This window comes from Ochrobactrum sp. RH2CCR150, from assembly GCA_014138095.1.
In the GTDB taxonomy this organism is placed as follows: Bacteria; Pseudomonadota; Alphaproteobacteria; order Rhizobiales; family Rhizobiaceae; genus Brucella; species Brucella gambitense.
This window is the reverse complement of the sequence record JACGXE010000006.1, coordinates 77,440-101,629: the sequence shown is the minus strand read 5'-3', so window position 1 is coordinate 101,629 and position 24,190 is coordinate 77,440. Positions and strand designations below refer to the sequence as shown.

The following is a 24,190-nucleotide window of genomic DNA, read 5'->3' as shown; positions in this document are numbered from 1 at the left end:
TGATTATTCGCCGATTGAGTCAATGTGTGATGAGGCCTGTCACCAGACCGTAGAACCCGATCAAGCCCGCAAGCACGGTTATGCCGAAGATGACGAGTTCAACCTTGGTGAAGAGCTGTACTTTCTGTTCGCGCCTTGCCCAGAAATAGAGGATCGTGCCCGGTACGAAGAGAACCGCTACCAGCAGCACATATTTGAGCCCGGCAGCGACGAACATGAAGATCGTGTAGATGGCCGCAATCCAGGCAAAGGCCTGATCGCGTCCACGTCCGCCCTCGCCGGGTGCGTAACCTTCACCACGACGGGCAACCAGAATGCCGTAACCTGCCACGAGCAGATAAGGCAGAAGAGAGGTCACGCTGGTCATGTCGAGCATGAAGTTGAAGGCATCCCGCGACCAGTAGGTGGAGATGACGAATAGCGAGACGACGATATTGGTCAGCCACAGGGCATTGGCCGGAACGCGGTTGTTGTTTTGCACGGAGAACATTTTCGGCATGTCATCCGATTTTGCCGCAGCAAACAGAACTTCCGCGCAGATCAGCGACCATGCGAGATAAGCGCCGAGAACGGAAACCAGCACGCCGATGGAAATGAACACAGCACCCCAATGGCCCGCCACTGTTTCAAGAACGCTGGCGAGCGAAGGTTGCTGGACGGCGGCAATGGCGGATTGCGGCATGACGGCATAGGGCAGCAAGGTGACTGCCACCATGAGGCCCAGCACACCGACAAAGCCGAGAATGGTGGCCGTACCGACATCCGAGCGCTTCTTGGCGAAGCGGGAATAAACGCTGGCGCCTTCGATACCGATGAACACGAATACGGTGATCAGCATCGTGTCGCGCACCTGCGCGATCAGCGGCTTGGCGGGCATATCCGGGCCACCGAAGAAATTCTCGGCAAACTGATCGTAGTTGAATGCAAAGATCAGCACGAGAATGAAGACGATGATCGGCACGATCTTCGCCACGGTGACGATCGTATTGATGAACGTCGCCTGTTCGACACCGCGCAGGATCATCAGGTGAAATGCCCAGATGCCGATGAGCGACACGACAATCGCTGGAATGCTGCTGCCATCGCCGAAGAGATCGGGAAAGAAACGTCCGAGCGTGGAGCCGATCAGCACCCAGTAGAACACGTTGCCGAGACAACTGCCGAGCCAGTAGCCGAAGGCCGACAGGAAACCCATATAGTTGCCGAAACCGGCTTTGGCATAGGCAAAGACACCGGAGTCGATATCGGGTTTTTTCTCGGCTAATAACTGGAAGACGCGCGCCAGCATATACATGCCGGTACCGGCAATCAGCCAGGCAATAATGGCCCCGAACGGACCGGTCGCCGCGCCAAAACGGCCGGGCAGGTTGAAGATACCCGCGCCGACCATCGATCCCACAACCATGGCAGTGAGCGCGAGAAGCGGAAGTTTTTGATTGTCGCCTGACGCCATAGTCCCCTCTCATTACAAAACGAATAAGAACAAGATACGAAAGCAGTTCTGGGCAGATGATCGAGCAGTCTGATACGGACGGGAGTTAGCTAAGAAGTCCCCTGTATATTAGCTAACGAGAAGCTACTGCATGTCAGATGATAAGTAAACTGCCAAGACGTCGATAGCAGACGTCAATAAGGCATATGTTTCAATCCGGTACAGACGCATTTAATTATCAATAGGCGCGGAATAGCGTTCGTCAAGACCAGTATCGGGAAATAAATCGACTATAAATTCGCGCAGTTTCGTGACGTGCTCTGACCAGCGATTCTAAGGCTTTAACTGTACCAGTTCATGCGTTTGATGGACGCCGGTTAACGGCGCTCCACCATCTGCGACTTGGCGATGACCTTGACCACCCAGTCGGCAAAAACGCGCAGGCGGTTGCTGAGGTGTCGGTTGGGCGGATAGACCAGATAAATCGGCATCGGTTCGATCTGCCAGTCTTCGAGAACGGGCCGCAACGTACCCTTTTCCAGATCCTCCTGAACCATGAACAAGGGCGCTTGCGCGACACCCAGACCGGCGCGGACTGCCGCAAGATAAGTGGTCGACTCGTTGGCGGCCACGACATAGCGCCCGTTGATCTCGACTTCCTCCGTGCCGCGCTTGAAATGAAACGGCATTTGCTGGCCGGTCGACGGGCGGAAATAGCCGACCGCATAAGTGTTGTTGGCAAGGTCCGACGGGTGGTGTGGCGTAGAACATCGATCCAGATATTCAGCGGAGGCGCAGGCGATAAAATGCATGTCGCCGATGCGCCGGGCGATCAGCGATTGATCGGTCAGCTCTCCGATGCGAATGGCGCAATCTACATTCTCCGCCACATAATCAACCGGGCGATCCGAAACGCCAAGGTCGATCTGGATATCGGGATAGCGTTGGTGAAATTCGATCAAGGCGGGGATGACGATAAGATTGGCGACGGCGCTCGCCATTTCCACGCGCAGGCGACCTTTGGGCAAGGTCTGTGCGCTGGAGAGACTTCCGTCGAGTTCCTGCAGATCGGCGAGCAGGCGAGCTGCACGCTCATAGTAAAGCGCGCCATCCGGTGTTACGAGAACACGACGGGTGGTGCGATTGAGGAGTTTTGCGCCAAGATGGGCTTCCAATCCCTGAATAAGATTGCTGATGGTTGCCTTGGGCATGCTGAGTGAAGCGGAGGCGCGCGTGAAGTTTCCGGTTTCGACAACCCGGAGAAAGGCGCGCATGGCCGAGAGTTGGTCCATTGATCAATAACCGTCATTGTTCGAGATTTGGGATAGTGTAACCAATATGATGGGACTATTCCAGATAATAGACAATGCTAATATCAGAACATGGCGGTTTGCCGCTATACATGAGAGTTAAGAAAGATGTGTGAGAAGTTTACGGTTGAAACAATGCAGGCTGGCGATTGCGCCTGCACGGCACGCATTTACCGCGGCGCCAAATTGCTTTCACCGCCACCTGTGGTGCTGCATCTCCATGGTGGGGCTTTCTCGGCTGATTGTCCAGATGCCTGCGAGGGTGTCGCCGAAGCCCTTGCTGAAGCGGGAGCGGTGGTCGTCTCGCCGGAATATTCGTCGGCCTGTCTCAACCCGTTCCCGGCGGCGCTTGAGGTGGCCTATGCCATTCTGACTTCGATGCGTGCGCGTTGCCCGGAGTTTGCACACAAGAAGTCCATGCTGTTCGTCGCCGGTGAAGAGGCGGGCGGCAATATTGCAGCCGGTTTGGCGCTTATGGCGCGAGATCAGAATCTGACGGATCTCAAAGGTCAGATATTGCTTTCGCCCATGCTCGATCCTTGCCTTGCGACGGCATCTTTCCGCAAATACTGCCCGGAAAGTGCGGTGCAGACAATGTCGGATGGCTGGCAGCATTATCTGGGGCAGTGCGGTGGGTTTACCCATCCCTATGCCGCGCCTGCGCTGTGTACGCGTCTTGCCGGTCTGGTGCCGACACTGCTCGTCACAGGGGCTGAATGCCCGATGCGTGACGAAACCCAGGCTTATGCCGAGCGGCTGCGTCAGGCAGGCGTCAAGGTTCAGTCCCATGTCCTGCCGGGTCAGGCTGGCTGGATACCGGAAAGCAACGTGGCCGACCGTGAGTGGTCGCCACAGAAAGAAGCTCTTACCGGCCTGTTCTCGGATTTCTTCCGGCGGGCTGGTGCAAAAGCAATACCAGCATAACGTCAGTTCGAAAGTCCTCCCAAGCTTTGTTCTGACGATCAGAATGTAGCCGGCTCCGACCGGCAAGGAGATACAACATGACGTCGATCATTGCACGCCGGGCCCTGTGGGGCGCCGGCCTGAGTATCCTATTGTCTGCAGCTGGCGGTGGCGCCATTCTCTTCGGCGCTCCCCACCTGAAGGCGGACGCAGCGACGGATATGTCTGCGCCGCCGCCTGCAGTGCCGGTTTCGGTTGCCAAGGCGGAGTCGCGCCGCATTTCGACCTGGGAAGAGTTTTCGGGTCGCCTTGAGGCAATCGAGCGCGTGGAAATTCGCCCGCGTGTCGGCGGCGCTATCCTGAAAGCGCATTTCCGTGAAGGTGCGCTGGTCAAGCAGGGCGATCTGCTTGTGACCATCGATCCAGAACCCTATGCGGCAGCGGTTGAAAAAGCCAAGGCGCAGGTTTCCGCCGAGGAAGCGCGCGTGGCGCTGGCCAAGACGGAACTGGATCGCGGACGTCAGCTTGTAACCACCCGTACGCTCGCCCAGAGTGGGCTGGACCAGCGGTCGAGCGCTTTTGACGAAGCGCAGGCAAGCCTGCGTTCTGCCAAGGCAGCGCTTCGCTCCGCTGAACTCGATCTCCAATATACCGAAGTGCGCGCGCCGATCTCCGGTCGCGTCGGTCGTTTGGAAGTCACCGCTGGCAATCTTGTTGCCGCCAGCTCTGCTTCGCCGGTGCTCACCACGCTTGTTTCGGTCGATCCGATCTATGCAAGCTTCAGCGCCAATGAAGAAGTCGTCACCAAGGCGCTCGCCAAGCTTGCCGCATCGCCGGGTGGCAGCGCCATCGAACGCATCCCGGTTCAAATTGGCACAGCCTCCGATGATGGCACGCCGATTTCCGGACATATCCAGCTGATCAACAATGAGGTGGATGCCACCACGGGCACGATCCGCGTGCGGGCTTCCATCGACAATCCCGATGGTAAGCTCATTCCGGGCCAGTTCGTGCGCATTCGCTTCGGCGAGCCGGAACCGGACGAAAAGCTGGTGGTGAGCGACCGCGCCATTGCCTCCGATCAGGACAAGAAATTTGTCTTCGTCGTGGGAGCAGACAACAAGGTCGAATACCGGCAGGTGGTGCTCGGTCGCAATTATGACGGCTTGCGTATTGTCGAAAGCGGCCTGAAGGCTGGCGAGAACATCGTCGTCAACGGCCTGCAACGCATTCGTCCGGGCGTGGTCGTTGCACCGCAGCCCGTAACCGAAACACTTGCCAAGAATTAACTGAAACGGCGCGTCGAACGGCGCGCAGTAAACGCAAAAGCTCAGCCTACTCAACCCGCGAGAACGCTTGCCTTCGCGGGCCGGGAGAGTCTTTGCCTTCCCGCTTAAGGGGGATAAAACGATGAACTTCTCACGCTTTTTCGTAGACCGGCCGGTCTTCGCTGGCGTTCTTTCGGTTCTGATCTTCGTGGCCGGTCTGATCGGCATGACAGGTCTGCCGATTTCGGAATATCCGGAAGTCGTGCCGCCGCAGATCGTGGTGCGCGCGCAATATCCGGGCGCAAACCCTGCCGTGATTTCCGAGACCGTCGCCACACCGCTTGAAGAACAGATCAACGGTGTTGAAGGCATGCTCTATATGCAGAGCCAGGCGACAGCCGATGGCGTCATGACATTGACTGTCACTTTCGCACTCGGCACTGATCCCGATCAGGCACAGCAGCTCGTGCAGAACCGTATTTCGCAGGCCGAACCGCGCCTGCCGGAAGAGGTACGCACGCTTGGCGTTACCACCGCCAAGAGTTCGCCCGACCTGACGCTCGTCGTTCACCTCATCTCGCCCGATGGCCGATATGACGTGAACTATCTGCGCAACTATGCCGTTTTGAACGTCAAGGACCGCATCGCGCGTATTCCGGGCGTCGGTCAGGTGCAGATATTCGGCGGCGGCGATTACTCCATGCGTGTCTGGATCGACCCGCAAAAGGCTGCCGAGCGCGGACTTTCAGCAAGCGACATCGCAAACGCAATCCGGCAGCAGAATGTTCAGGCGGCCGCTGGCGTGATCGGTGCTTCACCGAATGTGTCCGGTCTTGATCTTCAGCTTTCCGTCAATGCGCAAGGCCGCCTTCAGACACCGGAAGAATTCGCCAATATCGTCGTGAAATCGGGCAGCGAAGGCGAAATCACCCGCCTTGGCGACGTTGCGCGCGTCGAGATGGGTGCTGCCGATTACTCGCTGCGCTCGTTGCTCGACAATAAGCAGGCCGTTGGCATGGGTGTGTTTCAGGCGCCGGGTTCCAACGCTTTGCAGATTTCGGAAAATGTGCACGCGGCCATGGCCGATCTGAAGAAGACCATGCCGGAAGGCGTGGATTTCGATATCGTCTATGACACGACAGCATTTGTGAAAGCCTCTATCGAGTCGGTCATACACACCTTGCTCGAAGCCATCGTTCTGGTGGTGATCGTGGTCATCCTGTTTTTGCAGACATGGCGCGCATCGATCATTCCGCTGGTCGCGGTCCCCGTGTCCATCGTGGGTACGTTTGCGGTCATGTATATGTTCGGCTTCTCCATCAATGCGCTCAGCCTGTTCGGTCTGGTGCTGGCCATCGGTATCGTCGTTGACGACGCCATTGTGGTGGTGGAAAATGTCGAGCGTAATATCGAACAGGGACTGTCGCCGGTTGAAGCAACCTATCGCGCCATGCAGGAAGTGTCTGGCCCGATCATCGCGATTGCGCTGGTGCTGGTTGCGGTCTTTGTGCCGCTGGCTTTCATTACCGGCCTTACCGGCCAGTTCTATCGCCAGTTCGCGCTGACCATCGCCATCTCGACGGTGATTTCGGCCTTCAACTCGCTGACCCTGTCGCCCGCTCTCGCAGCCCTGTTGCTGCGTGGTCATGATGCGCCGAAGGATCGTCTGACCCGCGTCATGGACAAGGCGTTCGGCTGGTTCTTCCGTGGCTTCAACCGCTTCTTTGGTGCAAGCTCGAATGCCTATGGCCGCGGCGTGGGTGCAATTCTCTCGCGCAAGTCACTGGTGATGGGCCTCTATGTCGTGCTGCTCGGCGTCACCTTTGTTCTGTTTCGTGCGGTGCCCGGTGGCTTCGTTCCGGCGCAGGACAAGCAATATCTGATCGGCTTCGCGCAATTGCCCGATGCGGCCACGCTCGACCGCTCGGAAGATGTCATCCGCCGCATGACGGATATCGCACTCGACCAGCCGGGTGTCGCCAATGCCATTGCCTTCCCAGGCCTTTCGATCAACGGTTTCACCAACTCGTCGAATTCAGGCATTGTTTTCGTCACGCTGAAGCCGTTTGAAGAACGCAAGACGCCCGACCTGTCGGCAGGCGCTATCACCATGCAGCTGAACCAGAAGTTCGGCTCCATTCAGGATGCGTTCATTGCCATGTTCCCGCCACCGCCTGTACAGGGTCTGGGTACAACGGGCGGCTTCAAGCTTCAGCTTGAAGATCGCAACGGGCTTGGCTTCCGCGCGCTGGACGATGCCACCAAGGCGTTTCTCGCCAAGGCCTATCAGACACCCGAACTGGCCGGTCTCTATTCGAGTTACCAGATCAATGTGCCGCAGCTTTATGCCGATCTGGATCGTGTGAAGGCACGTCAGCTGGGGGTGGCCGTGACCGATGTGTTCGAGACTTTGCAGATTTATCTGGGGTCGCTCTATGTCAACGACTTCAATGCATTCGGACGCACATACAGCGTGCGCATTCAGGCCGATGCGAATTATCGCAGCCATGCCGAAGATATCGGCAAGCTGAAGGTTCGTTCGCAATCGGGCGAGATGATCCCGCTGTCGGCGCTGATGAAGGTGGAGCAGACCGTGGGTGCGGAACGCGCCATCCGGTACAATGGCTTCCTGTCTGCCGATATCAACGGCAATCCGGCCCCCGGCTTCTCGTCCGGTCAGGCGCAGGCGGCTGTCGAGCGGATCGCTCAGGAAACCTTGCCTCCGGGCATCGCCTTCGAATGGACCGATCTGACCTACCAGCAGATTCTGGCTGGCAATTCAGGCTTCCTCGTCTTCCCGCTGGCGTTGCTGCTCGTCTATCTGGTGCTGGCCGCGCAGTATGAAAGCCTTGCTCTACCCCTGTCGATCATCATGATTGTTCCGATGGGTATCATGGCTGCGCTCACCGGCGTCTGGCTGACGGGGGGTGACAACAATGTTTTCACCCAGATTGGTTTGATAGTTCTTGTGGGACTATCAGCGAAGAACGCGATCCTGATCGTGGAATTTGCCCGCGAGCTGGAGCTTTCCGGTCGAAGCGTGGTGCAGGCCGCCGTCGAGGCAAGCCGGTTGCGTCTGCGCCCGATCCTGATGACTTCCATGGCCTTCATCATGGGCGTGGTGCCGCTGGTCACATCCACCGGTGCCGGTGCAGAAATGCGCTCGGCAATGGGTATCGCGGTCTTCGCAGGCATGATCGGCGTGACGGCCTTCGGCATCTTCATGACGCCGGTGTTCTATGTGCTGATCCGCAAGCTCAGCGGCGAGCGTCCGCTCAAGCACTCGGGCGCAAAGATCGAAGCACCGCATCTTGTGCCGGGCGAGTGATCTATCTTGCAACAAGACAAAAGGGCCGGAGCAATCCGGCCCTTTTCATATGGGTTATTGGTTGTCGCTGAAGGCGCGGATGATTGCATCTTTCGAACTGCCATTGGCGATCAGTGCCGCCAGCAAAATACGCGCCTGACCGGGACGAAGTGTGCGGGCGTGGATCGCGCCTGCCGCCGCAAGATCGTGCCCACCGCCACCGCCGCCATAGCCGGGTGTCAGCAAACCTTCCGGGACACGGCTCGACACCACGACCGGGATGCCCCGTTCGGTACAAAGCTTGACGGCTTCGACAATTGCCGGCGTCGCATTGCCGGAACCAAGCCCGGCCAGGACAATGCCGCGCGCGCCTGCTGCAACGCTTGCTGCAACATGGATGGCATCGCAGCCGGGATAAACGGCAACCGTATCGATACGGCTATCGCCAACCTTTGGCGGCAGCAGCACTTCCGGCAGTCCATCCAGCGCACGTGCCGAACGAAACGCATCGGCGCTGTCGCTGCTGGCCTTATAGGCGCCCCATGCAGGCAGAACCCGCCCGCCAAAAGCGATCAATACGCCGCGTGCGGCGTTGTCCGGATCAATGGCAAGCCCCACCGCATCGGCAAGATTGGCAGGACCATCGGCATGCGGATGATCCGCTGTAAATTGCGCGCCAGTGAAGATGACCGGCTTTGCAAGCCGGTGCTGTAACTGCACCAGAAGCGAGGTCTCTTCCATGGCGTCGGTGCCATGCAGGACGACCACGCCATGGATGTCGGCATTGTTCAGCGCTTCGCCGACCGCATTGCTGATAAGCTGCATGTCGGCCAGCGTGAGCAGCGACGAATCCTTCGCCATAAGGTCGATGGGGCGCAGATCGGCATCGATATTCGGCACGAGCGCGAGCAGATCTTCGCCGGATAATGTTGGCGTGCTCGCACCATCTTCACCGCGTTTGCTTGCAATGGTGCCCCCGGTGGCGATGATGGCCACCACGGGCTTGTTCGGCGCTGTATTCACTTGTCCCCTCACTTGCTCAGAGTGCGTGCGTCTATAGCACGTTCTGCGGCAAGTCGATGGATACGGTCACGCATCAGATACCATCCGATGATGAGCACGGGGATGATGATCAGCAGCGAGGCGATGGTCATGGTACCGACCGGATAATCGAACGCCATCAGAACCAGCACGCCAAGCAGGAAAGCCAGCGTCAGGATGCCCGTATAGGGCGCGCCGAACATCCGGAAATCGGGCCGCACGATTTCACCGCGCCGCGCCAGATACCAGAGCTTCAGCTGGCAGAGAACGATGACGCCCCATGCAGTGATAATGCCAAGCGCGGAGAGATTGAGCGCAATCTCGAAGGCCGCCGAAGGCACGAAGGCATTGAGGACGACGCCGATCACCGTCACGACGGCGGTAACCGCAATGCCGACAAAGGGAACGCCGTTCTTGTTCATCTTGGCCAGAGCTGAAGGCGCGGAACCGGAAATAGCCATCGAGTGCAGAATACGGCCTGTCGAATAGAGACCCGCATTGAGCGACGAGAGAACTGCGGTCAGCACCACAAGGTTCATGATGATATCCGCACCCTCGACGCCGATCTTGCCGAAGAAGGTCACGAACGGGCTCTCACCGGCGGAATAGGCCGTGTAGGGCAGAAGCAGCGACAACAGCAGCACCGAGCCGACATAGAAGACGAGCAGGCGGAAGACGACAGTGCGGATTGCGCCGGGCATTACCTTGCGCGGGTCTTCGGTTTCACCAGCCGTGGTACCGATCAGTTCGATGGAGGCATAGGCGAATACAACGCCCTGTATGATCACAAAGGCCGGTAATATGCCGTTCGGGAACAAGCCACCGCTATCGGTGATGATGCTGAAACCGGCGGCGTGACCGTCAATTGGCGTGCCGGAGACGACGAAATAAATGCCGACCACCAGAAAGGTGACGAGAGACAGAACTTTGACGAGGCTAAACCAGAATTCCAGTTCGCCGAAGACTTTCACCGACATCAGGTTCATCGCAAGCACGATGAGCAAAGCGGTGAGCGCAAACATCCACTGGTCGATCCCCTGCAGCCAGGGAACATAGTGCTTGAAGAAATTCATGTAGAGCGCGACGGCGGTCACGTCGGCCACCGAAGTCATCGCCCAGTTCAGCCAGTACATCCAGCCCGCCGCAAAGGCCAGTTTCTCGCCGTAGAACTCACGGGCATAGGAGACGAACGATCCCGAACTTGGCCGATGCATGATCAGCTCACCCAGCGCGCGCAAAACCAGAAAGGCGAAGAAGCCGCAAAGCGCATAGACGAAAACGAGGGCAGGCCCCGCCTGCGCAAGTCGCCCGCCAGCACCGAGGAAAAGCCCGGTTCCGATCGCTCCCCCAATCGCGATCATCTGGATTTGCCGAGGCTTCAGGGCCTTGTGATAGCCGCTATCCTCTTCGATGAAGATTTCTCGTTCAGCCGGACCGGCTTTTACGGATTCAATCGACATTGCTCCTCCCTGTGAGCGCGTTTCGACGGGGACCATTCGCGGCATGAATCGCCAATTAGAGCGCGCCGTTGGCCGTTCAATGGGGGGTACGCCACCCAATTATGAGGATAATCTGTAAAGCTGTATGACAGATTAGAAGATGCGTTAACGCATATTGAAATTGATGCGTCAAGTTACCGACGAGACCGGAATGGGCCACTTCAGGGCGCTGCATTTGCTCGCGGAAGCATTTATTGTTTTGAAAATAAGATGTTAGCTTTCAGCTTTCGCTCGCCGCAATTTTGCTCGGCTCACAAGATTGTCCCGGTGACAATTGCCCACAGGCGCCCGTGAGGCCAAAAGTGAGAGCGAATTCGGGGCTTCTCTATGAGAGGCGCTTAAGCAGCACTGTTTCCCGTGATGGCGTTTACAGCGGTTTTAACCTTGCTCAGATGCAACTCCATGGCGGCGCGGGCGTCAGTTTCGGAACCGGCCTCGATGGCTTCGACAATCCGACGATGTTCGATATTGGACGCCTCACGGCGACCTGCCATGAGATTGATGAGCTCGGATTGCTGGATAAGCGCATCGCGGGCATCGGCGACGATCTTGGCAAAAAGCGTATTGCCGGACGCGACAGCTATGGCGCTGTGAAATTCGGAATCGAGCAACTCCCATTTATGCGGATCGGTCTGCCGGTCCATCTTGTCGCAAAGACTGAGCAGATGCGCGAGTTGTTCGTCGCTTCGGCGAAGCGCTGCCCAACCTGCCGCCGGAACTTCGATAAACGGGCGCGCTTCAATCAGATCGCGCGCGGAGTAGCCGTCATAGCTGAGTTCGGCCGAGGGCGTTGCGTTCAATATATAGGTGCCGCTACCGGTGCGGGTCTGGGTGAGGCCGAGGGTTTGCAGCGAGCGCAGCGCCTCGCGCACAATGGGGCGGCTCACGCCGAACCGGTCGGCCAGCCTGGCCTCCGAGGGCAGGCGGGTGCCGACCTGAAGGCGGCCGGATATGATCGCCGACCGTATGTCGTCGAACACGACTTCGGCGGCGTTTTTCCGGTTGATCGGATGCCCTTCCGATAGCCATTCAGCCAATTCGCTCATGCCCCAGCCTCCATTCGTTGCCATGCAGCTGTCAAGGTGCTGACAGCTGCATGGCAAATCATCTGCTAGGCAATTTGGGGGGCATTTTCAATCCCGGTGGGCAAAACGCGCTGCCGCGAGTGATGCGATAAAGGCGATGGCCAGCATGGCGAAGGTAAACTCCGTCACAGCGCTCCAGCCGCCGGCGATCCAGAAAATGCCGCCTGCTGATCCCGCAATACTGGAACCGAGATAATAGGCCAGGAGGTAAAGCGAAGACGCATGACCCTTGGTGTGGAGCGCCAGTCTGCCGACCAGAGCGCTGGCGACCGAGTGGCTGACGAAGAAGCCGACAGTCAGAAACACGATGCCAACGATGACCAGCGGCAATGGCGCAAAGAGTGTCAGTAACACGCCCGCTGCTTCAATGCCCAAACCAATGGGAAGGACAATGAAGTGGCCAAGCCTGTCGCCCATGCGTCCCGCAATCCATGATGCGGCGATGCCGAACAGATAGACCGAGAAAATGGCGCCGAGCGCCGTCTGGCTCAGGCTGTAGGGCGCTGCGACAAGCCGAAAGCCGATATAGTTATAGATCGTCACGAATGAACCCATGACGAGGAAGCCAATGGCAAAAAGCAGTGGCAGGGCCGGATTGCGGATATGGCCGATCCATGCGCCGAGGTGAAACCGCGCATTCAGTCCCGGACGGGGGGTGAAATTCTGTGAGGCGGGCAGGAGCATCAGAAAGCCGATTGCGGCAGCGAGGCCCAGAACCCCCATGCCTGCAAGGCCGACGCGCCAGGAGAAAAACTCAGCCAGCGTTCCGGTGATGACACGTCCCGCCATGCCGCCAAAGGCGTTGCCAGCGATATAGAGGCCCATCGACGCGCCAAGACCGCGCGGGTCGATTTCTTCAGCAAGATAGGTCATCGCGACCGCAGGAACCCCGCCGAGCAGAAGGCCCTGCAATGCACGCAGCGCCAGCAGCATATGCCAGTCCGGCACGAGTGCGGCGGCAATGGTGCAAAGCGCAGAGCCGAGCAGGGAGGCAAACATCAGCGAGCGGCGACCGAAGCGTTCGGAAACGATGGCCGCAAAGAAAATAGCGAAGGCCAGAAAGCCGGTGGACACGGAAAGTGACAGGGAGCTTGCTGCAGGCGTGATGTTAAAATCATGCGCGAAGAGCGGCATCAAAGGCTGCACGCAATAGAGAAGCGAAAAGGTTGCAAAGCCCGACAGAAAGAGCGCGACGCTGGCATTGCGAAATGCGGGCGTGCCCTTGACCAGATAGTGCTTTTCTTCACGTGCCGCTCCAGACGGTGTTGGAGCGGTGACCAGCCGGAGGGTGCTGTCTGGTGTTCTAACGCTATCGAGACTGCGTTCTTGGACGCGGGACATGACTTTGCCTTTTCAAATCCTCCCGAGCCTTGATCTAGTCAAAAGCACATCATTTGTCTAATATATGGAACAGACGATTGTGATAGGTTTTGGATATACCGATGGAACTGCGCCACCTTAGATATTTCCTCGCTGTCGCCGATGAGGGCAACTTTACGCGCGCAGCGGCAAATCTCGGGATCGGTCAGCCGCCATTGAGCCAGCAGATCCGCGATCTGGAGAATGAGATCGGCGTCGCTCTCTTCCATCGTGTTCCCCACGGTGCGGAGTTGACGGCAGCAGGTACGGCCTTTCGTGAGGAAGCAAAAGCGGCGGTCGCTGCGGCGGAAAAAGCCAGGCTTGCCGCGCAAAGTGCGGCGCGCGGCGAGACAGGACGTCTGGCCTTGGGCTTCACGGCGTCCTCGGCTTTCAATCCGGTGGTCAGCGGCACGATCCGGCAGTTTCGTGCCCGTTGGCCGGAGGTGCGACTGACACTGACCGAAATGAACACCAGTCTCCTGATGGACAAGCTTGTGCGCGGCGAAGTGGATGCAGCTTTCATCCGCCCCGGTCTGGAAAATCCCAAGGATGTGCGGATGAAGCGCTTGGCCGATGAGCCGATGCTGATCGCCTTGCCGAGCCATCATCCGCTGGCAGCCCATGAGACTTTGCCGGTTTCAGCGCTTGCCAACGAGGCCTTTGTGATGTTTCCGCGTATTGTTGGCCTCAGCCTTTATGACGATGTGGTTGCGGCCTGCCGTGACGCCGGTTTTGAAATGATCGTAGCGCAGGAAGCGCCGCAAATGCCATCGGTCGTGAATCTGGTCGCTGCCGACCTTGGTGTTTCGATCGTGCCAGCCGCGATTGCCCAGATCAGGCTCGCCGGTGTGGCCTACCGACCAATTGAAGGTGAACCGCTTTCAGCACGCCTGGCGCTCGCCTCCATGAAGAGCAATCACTCGCCGCTGATCGAGAATCTGATGAGCCTTTTGCCGAATCTTTAGCGGTCGGCGGTCTTAAAGTTGAGTTAAATGATCACAAATCGGTTGATCCGGCCGAATAATGAGAAAATAAACGCCACATAGTTCAAAAACTTGCTAACAGGCGTTAGGGATGGGTGCGTGTTCAGACCTCTTTGAACGCCGCCCCAAAAGTGTAAGCCGGGATTTCGATGAATAGTTTGCTGAAGCGCTTTGCTGCCTATTATGAACCGCACAAGAGCTTGTTTGCGCTTGATTTCTCAAGTGCCGTCGTTGCCGGCCTGCTGGAGCTTGCCTTTCCGGTTGCGGTGACGCTGTTCATCGACCGACTGCTGCCGACCAATCAGCTGGGGCTGATTGCGCTTGCGGTTGCAGGGCTGTTTCTGATCTATCTCCTCAATGCCGGTTTGCAGGTCATCGTGACCTATTGGGGCCATATGCTCGGGATCAAGATCGAAACCGAGATGCGGCGCAAGGCATTCGACCATCTGCAAAAACTGTCGTTCCGCTTCTTCGATGATCAGAAGACCGGGCATCTGGTCGCCAAGCTGACCAAGGATCTGGAAGAGATCGGCGAAGTGGCACATCACGGCCCCGAAGATCTGTTCATCGCCGTCATGACCCTGATTGGCGCTTTCGCTTTGATGCTCTGGATTCACGTGCCGCTGGCGCTGATCACGGCGCTGGTCGTCCCGCTGACGGCGATTGTGAGCATCCGCTATGGCAGCCGGATGACCTCGAACTGGCATGCACTTTATGGCCGTGTCGGCGAGTTCAATGCGCGTATCGAGGAAAATGTTGGCGGCATTCGCGTGGTACAGGCCTTCACCAATGAGGACCACGAGCGCAAGCTGTTTGCCGAAAGCAATCGTAACTATCTGACCACCAAATTGCGGGCCTACAAGATCATGGCGGCTTCGATGTCGCTGTCTTATCTCTCGATGCGCTTTGTCCAGATTATCGTCATGCTGGCAGGCGCCTGGTTCGTCGTGCGCGGCCAGCTGACGGAAGGTGGCTTCGTCGGTTTCCTGCTGCTCATCGGCGTCTTCTTCCGTCCCATCGAGAAGATCAATTCGATTATCGAAAGCTATCCGAAGGGCATTGCCGGTTTCCAACGCTATTCGGCCTTTCTCGATACGGAGCCGGATATTGCCGACAGGCCGCAGGCCGTTGCGGTGCAGCGTTTGCATGGCGATATAGAATATAAAGACGTCAGCTTCGGTTACCGTTCGGAAAAGCCGCTGCTCGCCCATCTGACCCTGTCCATTCGCGCTGGTGAAACGGTCGCCTTTGTCGGCTCGTCTGGCGCGGGCAAGACGACGATCTGTTCGCTGCTGCCGCGCTTTTATGAAGTGACGGAGGGCGCGATCAGCATCGATGGCATCGATATTCGCGATATGACGCTCAAGTCCCTGCGGTCCAATATCGGTATTGTCAGCCAGGATGTCTTCCTGTTTGCGGGAACGATCCGCGACAATATCGCTTATGGCAGGCTGGAGGCATCGGAGCAGGAAATCCTCGAAGCAGCGCGGCGTGCCCGTCTTGATGATGTGATTGCCGCCTTGCCTGCCGGTTTGGATACGGTTGTGGGTGAACGCGGCGTCAAGCTTTCGGGTGGCCAGAAGCAGCGTCTGGCGATCGCGCGTATTTTCCTGAAAAACCCGCCGATCCTGATTCTCGATGAAGCGACCTCGGCGCTGGATACCGAAACTGAACGCGCAATCCAGCAATCCCTCGCCGATCTTTCGCAGGGGCGCACCACTCTGGTCATCGCACACCGGCTCGCAACTATCGTCAATGCAGACCGGATTGTCGTGGTGGAAGAAGGCCGGATTATCGAACAGGGCGTTCACGATGAACTGGTGGCTCGTTCGGGCGGCCGCTATCAGCAATTGCACGCGGCACAAGTTAACTGACCGTTAGGCGGCAAACAATCTGGTGCCAGATTCTCAAAACTGTGATTGTGTCAAAATGGCTTGTTTCAGCTGGCCGCTTTCGGCGGCATAATCGTACATCTTATCGGTAGGGAGACCGACATGGATGTAACGATTATAACGGGCGCGTCAGACGGTATCGGAGCAGAAACGGCACGTCAGATAGCGCATCGCGATCACGCAGAGGCTGCCCTTGTGCTGGCGGCGCGTAATGTCGAAAAGCTTGAAAAACTGGCAACAGAATTGCGGCTTGAGGGCAGCACAGTGCTGGTTGTGCCGACCGATGTTACAGATCGCAATGCCTGCATTGCTTTGATCGACAAAGCGGGATCGGCCTTCGGTCGGATCGACACGCTGATCGTTAACGCGGGTATGTCGGCCCACGCCAATTTTGCGGAGATCAAACCGGAAGATCTGCACTGGATGCACGATCTGATGGAGCTGAACTATTTTGGCAGCATCTGGCCGATCCATGCCGCACTTCCGCACCTTGCAAGGACCAAAGGGCGGATTGGGGTGGTCTCGTCTGTCGCGGGCTTGATCGGCGTGCCGGGACGCTCGGCCTATAGCGGGACAAAGTTCGCGCTTTCCGGATTTTGCGAAGCACTTCGTTCGGAACTGGAGCCCAGCGGTATTTCCGTGACGATTGTTTATCCGGGGGTCGTGAAGACAGATATTCGCAAGGTCGGTTATGGCGCCAGCGGTGAAGCGCTGGGAACCAGTGGCGTGCGCGAAGACGACATGATGTCGGTGGAAGAAGCGGTGCGTCTCATGCTCGATGGTTTGCAGAGGCGCAAACGCGAGGTATTGATGACGCGGCAAATGCGATTGGGGCGCTGGCTCAAGCTGATCGCGCCGCGAATCGTGGATCGTATGGCGCTCAAGGCCCTGAAGCCGGAATTTCGCCCGAAGCCGATCAAACCGGCGCGATGAAGTCCGGTTATCCACGTTCTTCACAGCCATTACAAAATGGATCGCTGATTTTTCGCTTTTCACCAACTATCCGTTGACGGTCTTTTAACTTCGGCTACTATATATAGTGTTCTAGGTTCTTTCGATTCGATGAGTCGAAAGCTAAGAGGGAATTCGGTGAGTCGCCGCCATGAAGGTTGAGACGAAGCCGAAGCTGCCCCCGCAACTGTAAGCGGTGAGTTCTTGTTGATCACGTCACTGGCGTAAGCTGGGAAGACCGACAAGAGCGCTGACCCGTGAGCCAGGAGACCTGCCTTGAGCAATGAACGTCCACGGGCGGGGTGTCCGGTTGGTGTGCAATCATTGAGGCGAGATGTGCTTCTTGCCGATTGCTACTCCGAATGCCCGCTCACAAGCTTCGGGGTGAAGTCCATGTCTGACACATTGTCTAGTTTGTATTGTTCTCTCAGTTCAGGCCCACCCTTCCAGAGGTGATTTTGCGCGGTTCAGTGGTGTCCAGGCATCGCTGACTGTTCCCCGATTTTGTTCGCCTTAACGCGCATGTTCCATGCGCGAACGATCTCTCATGCGCATCTGTCCCGATACGGCAATTGCGTTTCAGGCAATCTGTGCCCAATCCAGTGAGGAAGAAATGAACGTCACCGTCTATAGCAAACCAGCTTGCGTCCAGTGCACTGCAACCACCCGTGCCCTCGACCGTCAGGGGATCGATTATCAGGTCATCGACATTTCTGCAGATATGGCCGCTTACGATCTCGTCACGGGGCTGGGCTACCGTCAGGTGCCGGTCGTTGTCGCCGGAGAAACCCACTGGGCCGGCTTCCGTCCGGATATGATCAACGGTCTTTCGTGACCGTGGCACTGTCATGAGCTCCGCCATGGGTCTCCTTGTCTATTTCTCCAGTCGCTCCGAAAACACGCATCGTTTCGTCGAGCGGCTTGGAATGCGCGCAAGGCGCATTCCCGTCCTGCAACGGGATGAGGAAGAATCGAGCCCGTTGCAGATAGACGAACCATTCGTGCTCATGACGCCAAGCTATGGCGGCGGCGGAACCAAGGGGGCTGTGCCAAAGCCTGTCATCCGCTTTCTCAACAATGCGGGCAATCGCTCGCTCATCCGCGGCGTGATTGCCGCGGGCAACAGCAATTTCGGCGAAGCTTTCGGCATAGCCGGCAAAATAATCTCTGCCAAATGTCAGGTTCCCTATCTCTATCGCTTCGAGCTTTTGGGAACAGATGAAGACATTGGCAATGTCAGGAACGGGATGGAACGATTTTGGACACGGCAGACACAACCCTGATCCGCGAGCGCGACGCAGAGTCGGTCACGCAGGACGCGCCGCAAGCGGCGGCGTCGAACAGCCCCAAGCCCGTCAAATCTACCGATGGGTTGGACTATCATGCGCTGAACGCGATGCTCAATCTCTATGATGATGAAGGCAAGATCCAGCTTGATCGTGACCGGCAGGCTGCGCAGCAATATTTCCTTCAGCACGTCAACCAGAACACGGTCTTCTTCCATAATCTGCGGGAGAAACTCGATTATCTGGTGACCGAAAACTATTACGAACAGGCGGTGCTGGACCAGTACTCCTTCAATTTCGTACGCGACCTTTTCGATGAGGCCTATGCCAAGAAATTCCGGTTCCCGACCTTCCTCGGCGCTTTCAAATATTACACCAGCTACACGCTGAAAACCTTTGACGGAAAGCGCTATCTGGAGCGCTATGAAGACCGTGTCTGCATGGTGGCGCTGGCATTGGCGCGCGGCAGTGAGCAGCTTGCCCGCGACCTTGTCGATGAGATTATTTCCGGTCGCTATCAGCCCGCAACGCCAACATTCCTCAATGCGGGCAAGAAACAGCGCGGCGAGCTTGTGTCCTGCTTCCTGCTGCGGGTGGAAGACAATATGGAGTCCATCGGACGCTCCATCAATTCCGCATTGCAGCTTTCCAAGCGCGGTGGTGGCGTGGCATTGAGCCTGACGAATATTCGCGAATCCGGCGCGCCGATCAAGCAGATCCAGAACCAGTCATCGGGCATCATTCCGGTGATGAAGCTTCTTGAGGATTCGTTCTCCTACGCCAATCAGCTTGGTGCGCGACAGGGAGCCGGCGCGGTTTATCTGCATGCGCATCATCCCGATATCATGCGCTTCCTCGACACCAAGCGCGAGAATGCCGACGAAAAAATCCGCATCAAAACCTTGTCGCTGGGTGTGGTGATCCCGGATATCACCTTTGAACTCGCCCGCAACAATGAGGATATGTATCTCTTCTCGCCTTATGACGTGGAGCGGGTCTATGGCCTGCCGCTGACCGAGATTTCCGTCACGGAAAAGTATCGCGAAATGGTCGACGATGCACGCATCCGCAAACGGAAGATCAATGCGCGTGAGTTCTTCCAGGTATTGGCGGAAATCCAGTTTGAGTCCGGCTATCCCTATATCATGTTCGAGGACACGGTGAACCGCGCCAACCCAATCGACGGGCGCATCACCATGAGCAATCTGTGCTCGGAAATCCTGCAGGTCAGCGAGGCCAGCATCTTTGATGAAGACCTGTCCTATTCGCATCTGGGCAAGGATATTTCGTGCAATCTGGGTTCGCTCAACATCGCAGCCGCGATGGATTCAGCGGATTTCGGAAAGACCATTGACACCTCCATTCGTGCACTGACGGCGGTGTCAGACATGAGCCATATCGGCTCGGTGCCGTCAGTCGCGCGCGGCAATGATGAGAGCCACGCCATCGGTCTCGGCCAGATGAACCTGCATGGCTATCTGGCCCGCGAGCGGATTTTCTACGGCTCGGAAGAAGGCGTAGATTTCACGAATATCTATTTCTATACTGTGACTTATCACGCATTGCGTGCGTCGAACCGTATCGCCGTCGAAGCGGGTAAGTCGTTTAGCGGTTTTGAGAAGTCCAAATATGCATCGGGTGAATATTTCGACAAATATACCGATCAGCTTTGGGAGCCAGCGACCGAGAAAGTCCGTGAGATTTTCGAGAAAGCGGGCATCGCGATTCCGACGCAGGACGACTGGCGCGACCTGAAAAAGGCGGTGATGGAGGGTGGCCTCTACAATCAGAACCTTCAGGCTGTGCCGCCGACCGGGTCGATCTCCTACATCAACCATTCCACCTCTTCGATCCATCCGATTGTGTCCAAGATCGAAATCCGCAAGGAAGGCAAGATTGGTCGCGTCTATTATCCGGCTGCGTTCATGACCAATGATAATCTCGATTATTATCAGGACGCCTATGAGATCGGGCCGGAAAAGATCATCGACACCTATGCGGCTGCTACCCAGCATGTCGATCAGGGCCTGTCCTTGACCTTGTTCTTCCGCGATACGGCCACAACCCGCGACATCAACCGCGCCCAGATCTATGCCTGGAAGAAGGGCATCAAGACGATCTACTACATCCGGCTGCGCCAGATGGCGCTTGAAGGGACGCAGGTGCAAGGCTGCGTTTCCTGCGCCCTGTAAGCCCAAGATGAGATCAGAGGAAATCCAATGAACATGCAATTCAAAACCGGCAAGGGAAAGACTCCCGGTCTCGTGCGCGCCATCAACTGGAACCGCATCGAAGATGAAAAGGATCTGGAAGTCTGGAACCGCCTTACGGGCAATTTCTGGCTGCCGGAAAAAGTGCCGCTCTCCAACGATATCCAGTCCTGGGAAACGCTGAAGCCGCAGGAAAAGCAGCTGACGATCCGCGTATTCACGGGCCTGACTCTGCTTGATACGATCCAGAACGCGGTCGGCGCGGTCGAGCTGATGGACGATGCGGCGACGCCCCATGAGGAGGCGGTGCTTTCCAACATCGCCTTCATGGAAGCGGTGCATGCGCGCTCCTATTCCTCGATCTTCTCCACGCTCTGTCTCACACCGGATGTCGATGACGCCTATCGCTGGTCGGAGGAAAACGAGTTCCTGCAACGCAAGTCCGAACTGATCCTCGAACAGTACCGTGCGGATGATCCTTTCAAGAAAAAGATCGCCAGCGTGTTTCTGGAGAGCTTCCTGTTCTATTCGGGTTTCTATCTGCCGATGTTCTGGTCTAGTCGCGCCAAGTTGACCAATACGGCAGACCTTATCCGGCTAATTATCCGTGATGAAGCCGTACATGGCTATTATATCGGCTATAAGTTCCAGCGTGCGCTTGAGGTGCTGGGCGAAGACCGGAAACAGGAAATCAAGGACTTTGCTTTCGAGCTTTTGCTTGAACTATACGACAATGAAATCCGCTATACGGAAGCGCTTTATGACGGCGTCGGCCTGACCGAAGACGTCAAGAAGTTCCTGCATTACAATGCCAACAAGGCGCTGATGAATCTCGGTTACGAAGCGCTTTTCCCAGCTGAAGCCTGCAAGGTCAATCCGGCTATCCTGTCGGCGCTTTCGCCGAATGCTGACGAAAACCACGACTTCTTCTCCGGTTCGGGCTCTTCCTATGTCATCGGCAAGGCTGTGGCGACCGAGGATGAAGACTGGGAATTTTAAGTGTCTGATTCATGGTCAATCCGCAGGTGTTTCACGCTGCGGATTGACCATCTCATCTGTCTGTACTGAATATACCGGCATCGAATCTGACCCGCAGGCGGTATCCTCGGATGCTGTTTCGGGACATGGATTCATACTGACAGGTGAGTTTTATGCCGACTGACGACCGTAAGAAAAGCCGGGTTACGCTTCTTGATGTGGCGCGCCATGCGAATGTTTCGCGCGCTACGGCGTCGCTTGTCATCCGCAAGAGTCCGCTTGTCGGAGCCGCGACGCGGGAGAAGGTCGAGAAGGCGCTGCAGGAACTTGGCTACGTCTATAATATGGGCGCGGCGAGCTTGCGGGCCGACCGCTCGAATACGGTCGGTGTGATTGTCCCGACGCTCGGAAATCCGTTTTATGGCGAGCTTCTGGCCGGCATCGACAGTATTGTCGGCGAGGCTGGCATGGTTGTTCTGCTGGCCAATAGTCATGAGAATTTTGCCAATCAGAACACGTTGATGCAGCGCATGCGCGAGCATGGCGTCGATGGCGTGATCGTATCGCTGACGGCGGGAACCGAGCCGGAATTTATCGAGCAGATTGCCGATTGGGGCCTGCCCGTCGTGCAGGTGCTGCGCCATGTAACTGACAGGATCGACTATGCCGGTGTCGATTATGCGGGCGGTATGCGGCAGGCGGTCAATCACCTGTCCGGTCTGGGTCACAAGACTATCGCTTTTGCGGTGCATGGGCCGGTGCATTCTGCCTATCGCGAGCGTGTCGAGGGCTTTCGCGAGGCGATGCAGCAGAAGGGCTTGGACCCGGAGCTGATCGTCCATCTGCCAAGCACCATGCCGGAAATCGCCAAGGCCGCACCGCTTCTGTTTCAGCAAGGGCCGGAACCAACGGCGGCAATCTGCTTTAACGATGTGATAGCGCTCGGTCTGTCAGCTGGGCTTTATGATTGTGGGCGAAAAATCGGGGAGGATTTTTCGTTGATCGGCTTTGACGATGTCAGCGATGCCGAGGCGACACGTCCGCGCCTGAGTTCCGTCGCGACACGCCCGGTGACGGTGGGCGAAAATGCGGCCAGATTGCTGCTTTCGCGCCTTGCAGAACCGGAAATGGCTGCGCAGCGGATCGTCAGCGAGACCTATTTGCAGGTTCGCCAGTCCTGTGGACGCCCTGTGGGCTGACGAGAGATTTGATCATCTAATCGGAATTAATGATTGACGAGAGGGGCTAAACGAATTTAGATCGATCTAAATTGGGCTGATCTTGGAGGAAGACGGCCAATTCGCCGACCGGGAGGTTCCAGCATTGTACAATTTCAATTTCGCGCCAGTGTTCGCGTCTATGGACAAGCTGCTTCTCGGCGCCTGGCAAACGATCGAGCTTTCTGTCGCCGCGATGGTGCTCGGGCTGGTCGTTTCCATTGTGTGCGCCTTGGGCAAGACATCCGGCTCCAAGCCGGTGCGCTTTGTCATCGACGCCTATGTGGAGATCATCCGCAACACACCGTTTCTGGTGCAGATATTCTTCATCTTCTTCGGCCTGCCCTCGGCAGGTCTGCGTCTGTCGCCCAATAGCGCGGCACTTTTGGCGCTGGTTGTGAATTTCGGCGCTTACGGCACTGAAATCATCCGCGCAGGCATCGAGTCCATCCATAAGGGGCAGGTGGAAGCAGGCACTGCGCTTGGCCTCTCGCGCCTGCAGGTCTTCCGCTACATCATCATGAAGCCCGCGCTGCGCACGGTCTATCCGTCGCTGACCAGCCAGTTCATCTATCTGATGCTGACATCGAGCGTCGTGTCGGTGATTTCGGCCAATGAACTGGCCGCTGCCGGTAATGATCTCCAGTCTGCGACCTTCGCCAGCTTCGAGGTCTATATCGTCATCACGGTGATGTATCTCATCATGTCCATCGGGTTTTCGGCAGTGTTTTCGCTGATCGAGAAACTGGCGTTCAAATATCCACTGAGCCGATAGGAGCAAGGCCATGATCAGACCTTTCGGCTGGAACGAATTTCTCATTATCGTCTATGCGGCGCAGTGGACCATTGCGCTCTCGGCCATCGCCTTTGTGGGCGGCGGCATTGGCGGCATGATCGTGGCGCTGATGCGCGTCTCGGATAATCGTGTGCTGCGCTATATTGCGCTTGGCTTCATTCGCCTGTTTCAGGGCACACCGCTCCTGATGCAGTTGTTTCTGGTGTTCTTCGGGCTCAATATTTTCGGCCTGGGCATCAATCCCTGGATTGCAGCGGCTATCGCCTTGACCCTGCACGCCAGCGCTTTCCTTGGCGAAATCTGGCGCGGCTGTATCGATGCTGTGCCGCCGGGCCAGCGTGAAGCGGCAACGGCGCTGGGCCTGCGTTACTACAACCGCATGCGCTATATCATTCTGCCGCAGGCTGCGCGCATTTCTGTTGCGCCGACGGTCGGCTTCCTTGTGCAGCTTATCAAGGGCACATCGCTTGCCGCCATCATCGGCTTTACCGAGCTGACCCGTCAGGGCCAGATCATCAACAACGCAACCTTCAGCCCATTTATGGTCTTCGGCACCGTGGCGGTTGTCTATTTCATTCTGTGCTGGCCGCTTTCGATACTGGCCCGCAATATGGAAAACAAATTTTCTCGCGCGACCGCTCGGTAATCGGGGGCTTTTGTCGAGATTAATATG

At 57.1% G+C, this 24,190-nt stretch carries 19 protein-coding genes and 1 riboswitch; of the genes, 13 read left to right on the top strand and 6 right to left on the bottom strand.

Annotated features, from left to right (window positions below):
- Positions 1-19: 19 nt before the first annotated feature.
- Complete coding sequence (locus FHW03_RS14515) at positions 20-1,453, bottom strand: basic amino acid/polyamine antiporter (RefSeq protein WP_182521267.1); 1,434 nt, start codon at positions 1,451-1,453, stop codon at positions 20-22.
- Positions 1,454-1,809: 356 nt separating this feature from the next.
- Positions 1,810-2,724, bottom strand: a complete 915-nt coding sequence (locus tag FHW03_RS14510; protein WP_182521266.1) for a LysR family transcriptional regulator — start codon at positions 2,722-2,724, stop codon at positions 1,810-1,812.
- A gap of 126 nt (positions 2,725-2,850) precedes the next feature.
- Between FHW03_RS14510 and FHW03_RS14505 the strand changes: the two genes are divergently transcribed.
- The 3 genes from FHW03_RS14505 to FHW03_RS14495 all read left to right on the top strand — a co-directional run bounded on the left by FHW03_RS14505 (position 2,851) and on the right by FHW03_RS14495 (position 8,241).
- A complete protein-coding gene (locus tag FHW03_RS14505) occupies positions 2,851-3,666 on the top strand; it encodes an alpha/beta hydrolase (RefSeq protein ID WP_182521265.1) in 816 nt (271 codons plus the stop codon).
- 77 nt (positions 3,667-3,743) lie between these two features.
- Complete coding sequence (locus FHW03_RS14500; protein WP_182521264.1) at positions 3,744-4,934, top strand: efflux RND transporter periplasmic adaptor subunit; 1,191 nt, start codon at positions 3,744-3,746, stop codon at positions 4,932-4,934.
- Positions 4,935-5,055: 121 nt separating this feature from the next.
- The gene (locus FHW03_RS14495) at positions 5,056-8,241 is read left to right on the top strand and encodes a multidrug efflux RND transporter permease subunit (protein ID WP_182521263.1); all 3,186 of its coding nucleotides are present in this window, start codon (positions 5,056-5,058) and stop codon (positions 8,239-8,241) included.
- A 54-nt stretch (positions 8,242-8,295) separates the two neighbouring features.
- On the opposite strand, the gene FHW03_RS14490 is transcribed toward FHW03_RS14495, so the two are convergent.
- The 4 genes from FHW03_RS14490 to FHW03_RS14475 form a co-directional block, all read right to left on the bottom strand.
- The gene (locus FHW03_RS14490; protein ID WP_377514871.1) at positions 8,296-9,243 is read right to left on the bottom strand and encodes an asparaginase; all 948 of its coding nucleotides are present in this window, start codon (positions 9,241-9,243) and stop codon (positions 8,296-8,298) included.
- An 8-nt stretch (positions 9,244-9,251) separates the two neighbouring features.
- Positions 9,252-10,721, bottom strand: a complete 1,470-nt coding sequence (locus FHW03_RS14485) for an amino acid permease (protein ID WP_182521262.1) — start codon at positions 10,719-10,721, stop codon at positions 9,252-9,254.
- Between the two features lie 377 nt (positions 10,722-11,098).
- Positions 11,099-11,806: a FadR/GntR family transcriptional regulator gene (locus FHW03_RS14480; RefSeq protein ID WP_182521261.1), complete on the bottom strand. Its 708-nt coding sequence runs from the start codon at positions 11,804-11,806 to the stop codon at positions 11,099-11,101.
- An 87-nt stretch (positions 11,807-11,893) separates the two neighbouring features.
- Positions 11,894-13,186 (bottom strand): MFS transporter, encoded by a 1,293-nt coding sequence (locus tag FHW03_RS14475; RefSeq protein ID WP_182521260.1) that lies wholly within the window; start codon positions 13,184-13,186, stop codon positions 11,894-11,896.
- Positions 13,187-13,287: 101 nt separating this feature from the next.
- Here FHW03_RS14475 and FHW03_RS14470 point away from each other — a divergent pair, with 101 nt between their 5' ends.
- The 10 genes from FHW03_RS14470 (at position 13,288) to FHW03_RS14425 (ending at position 24,163) form a co-directional block, all read left to right on the top strand.
- On the top strand, positions 13,288-14,169 hold the full coding sequence (locus FHW03_RS14470) for a LysR family transcriptional regulator (protein ID WP_182521259.1): 882 nt from the start codon (positions 13,288-13,290) through the stop codon (positions 14,167-14,169).
- A gap of 167 nt (positions 14,170-14,336) precedes the next feature.
- Positions 14,337-16,061: an ABC transporter ATP-binding protein gene (locus FHW03_RS14465; RefSeq protein WP_182521258.1), complete on the top strand. Its 1,725-nt coding sequence runs from the start codon at positions 14,337-14,339 to the stop codon at positions 16,059-16,061.
- Positions 16,062-16,181: 120 nt separating this feature from the next.
- The gene (locus FHW03_RS14460) at positions 16,182-17,012 is read left to right on the top strand and encodes an SDR family oxidoreductase (RefSeq protein ID WP_182521257.1); all 831 of its coding nucleotides are present in this window, start codon (positions 16,182-16,184) and stop codon (positions 17,010-17,012) included.
- Between the two features lie 96 nt (positions 17,013-17,108).
- Positions 17,109-17,324, top strand: a riboswitch (cobalamin riboswitch).
- Positions 17,325-17,643: 319 nt separating this feature from the next.
- Complete coding sequence (nrdH, locus tag FHW03_RS14455) at positions 17,644-17,865, top strand: glutaredoxin-like protein NrdH (RefSeq protein WP_078338267.1); 222 nt, start codon at positions 17,644-17,646, stop codon at positions 17,863-17,865.
- Between the two features lie 25 nt (positions 17,866-17,890).
- Positions 17,891-18,313 (top strand): class Ib ribonucleoside-diphosphate reductase assembly flavoprotein NrdI, encoded by a 423-nt coding sequence (nrdI, locus tag FHW03_RS14450; protein WP_182521399.1) that lies wholly within the window; start codon positions 17,891-17,893, stop codon positions 18,311-18,313.
- Complete coding sequence (nrdE, locus tag FHW03_RS14445; RefSeq protein WP_182521256.1) at positions 18,289-20,508, top strand: class 1b ribonucleoside-diphosphate reductase subunit alpha; 2,220 nt, start codon at positions 18,289-18,291, stop codon at positions 20,506-20,508. Before nrdI ends, nrdE begins: the two co-directional genes overlap by 25 nt.
- Positions 20,509-20,535: 27 nt before the next feature.
- On the top strand, positions 20,536-21,525 hold the full coding sequence (nrdF, locus tag FHW03_RS14440; RefSeq protein WP_377514867.1) for a class 1b ribonucleoside-diphosphate reductase subunit beta: 990 nt from the start codon (positions 20,536-20,538) through the stop codon (positions 21,523-21,525).
- Positions 21,526-21,677: 152 nt separating this feature from the next.
- The gene (locus FHW03_RS14435; RefSeq protein WP_182521255.1) at positions 21,678-22,703 is read left to right on the top strand and encodes a LacI family DNA-binding transcriptional regulator; all 1,026 of its coding nucleotides are present in this window, start codon (positions 21,678-21,680) and stop codon (positions 22,701-22,703) included.
- A gap of 124 nt (positions 22,704-22,827) precedes the next feature.
- Positions 22,828-23,496: an amino acid ABC transporter permease gene (locus tag FHW03_RS14430; protein ID WP_078338272.1), complete on the top strand. Its 669-nt coding sequence runs from the start codon at positions 22,828-22,830 to the stop codon at positions 23,494-23,496.
- A gap of 10 nt (positions 23,497-23,506) precedes the next feature.
- Positions 23,507-24,163, top strand: a complete 657-nt coding sequence (locus tag FHW03_RS14425) for an amino acid ABC transporter permease (protein WP_182521254.1) — start codon at positions 23,507-23,509, stop codon at positions 24,161-24,163.
- Positions 24,164-24,190: the final 27 nt, after the last annotated feature.

Bases quoted from the DNA above. Each gene is read 5' to 3' on its own strand.
- FHW03_RS14465 (WP_182521258.1), top strand. From the start codon at position 14,337: ATGAATAGTTTGCTGAAGCGCTTTGCTGCCTATTATGAACCGCACAAG.
- FHW03_RS14480 (WP_182521261.1), bottom strand. From the start codon at position 11,806: ATGAGCGAATTGGCTGAATGGCTATCGGAAGGGCATCCGATCAACCGG.
- nrdI (WP_182521399.1), top strand. From the start codon at position 17,891: ATGGGTCTCCTTGTCTATTTCTCCAGTCGCTCCGAAAACACGCATCGT.
- FHW03_RS14495 (WP_182521263.1), top strand. From the start codon at position 5,056: ATGAACTTCTCACGCTTTTTCGTAGACCGGCCGGTCTTCGCTGGCGTT.
- FHW03_RS14460 (WP_182521257.1), top strand. From the start codon at position 16,182: ATGGATGTAACGATTATAACGGGCGCGTCAGACGGTATCGGAGCAGAA.
- nrdH (WP_078338267.1), top strand. From the start codon at position 17,644: ATGAACGTCACCGTCTATAGCAAACCAGCTTGCGTCCAGTGCACTGCA.
- FHW03_RS14510 (WP_182521266.1), bottom strand. From the start codon at position 2,724: ATGGACCAACTCTCGGCCATGCGCGCCTTTCTCCGGGTTGTCGAAACC.
- FHW03_RS14475 (WP_182521260.1), bottom strand. From the start codon at position 13,186: ATGTCCCGCGTCCAAGAACGCAGTCTCGATAGCGTTAGAACACCAGAC.
- FHW03_RS14500 (WP_182521264.1), top strand. From the start codon at position 3,744: ATGACGTCGATCATTGCACGCCGGGCCCTGTGGGGCGCCGGCCTGAGT.
- FHW03_RS14505 (WP_182521265.1), top strand. From the start codon at position 2,851: ATGTGTGAGAAGTTTACGGTTGAAACAATGCAGGCTGGCGATTGCGCC.
- FHW03_RS14435 (WP_182521255.1), top strand. From the start codon at position 21,678: ATGCCGACTGACGACCGTAAGAAAAGCCGGGTTACGCTTCTTGATGTG.
- FHW03_RS14425 (WP_182521254.1), top strand. From the start codon at position 23,507: ATGATCAGACCTTTCGGCTGGAACGAATTTCTCATTATCGTCTATGCG.
- FHW03_RS14515 (WP_182521267.1), bottom strand. From the start codon at position 1,453: ATGGCGTCAGGCGACAATCAAAAACTTCCGCTTCTCGCGCTCACTGCC.
- nrdF (WP_377514867.1), top strand. From the start codon at position 20,536: ATGAACATGCAATTCAAAACCGGCAAGGGAAAGACTCCCGGTCTCGTG.
- FHW03_RS14485 (WP_182521262.1), bottom strand. From the start codon at position 10,721: ATGTCGATTGAATCCGTAAAAGCCGGTCCGGCTGAACGAGAAATCTTC.
- FHW03_RS14470 (WP_182521259.1), top strand. From the start codon at position 13,288: ATGGAACTGCGCCACCTTAGATATTTCCTCGCTGTCGCCGATGAGGGC.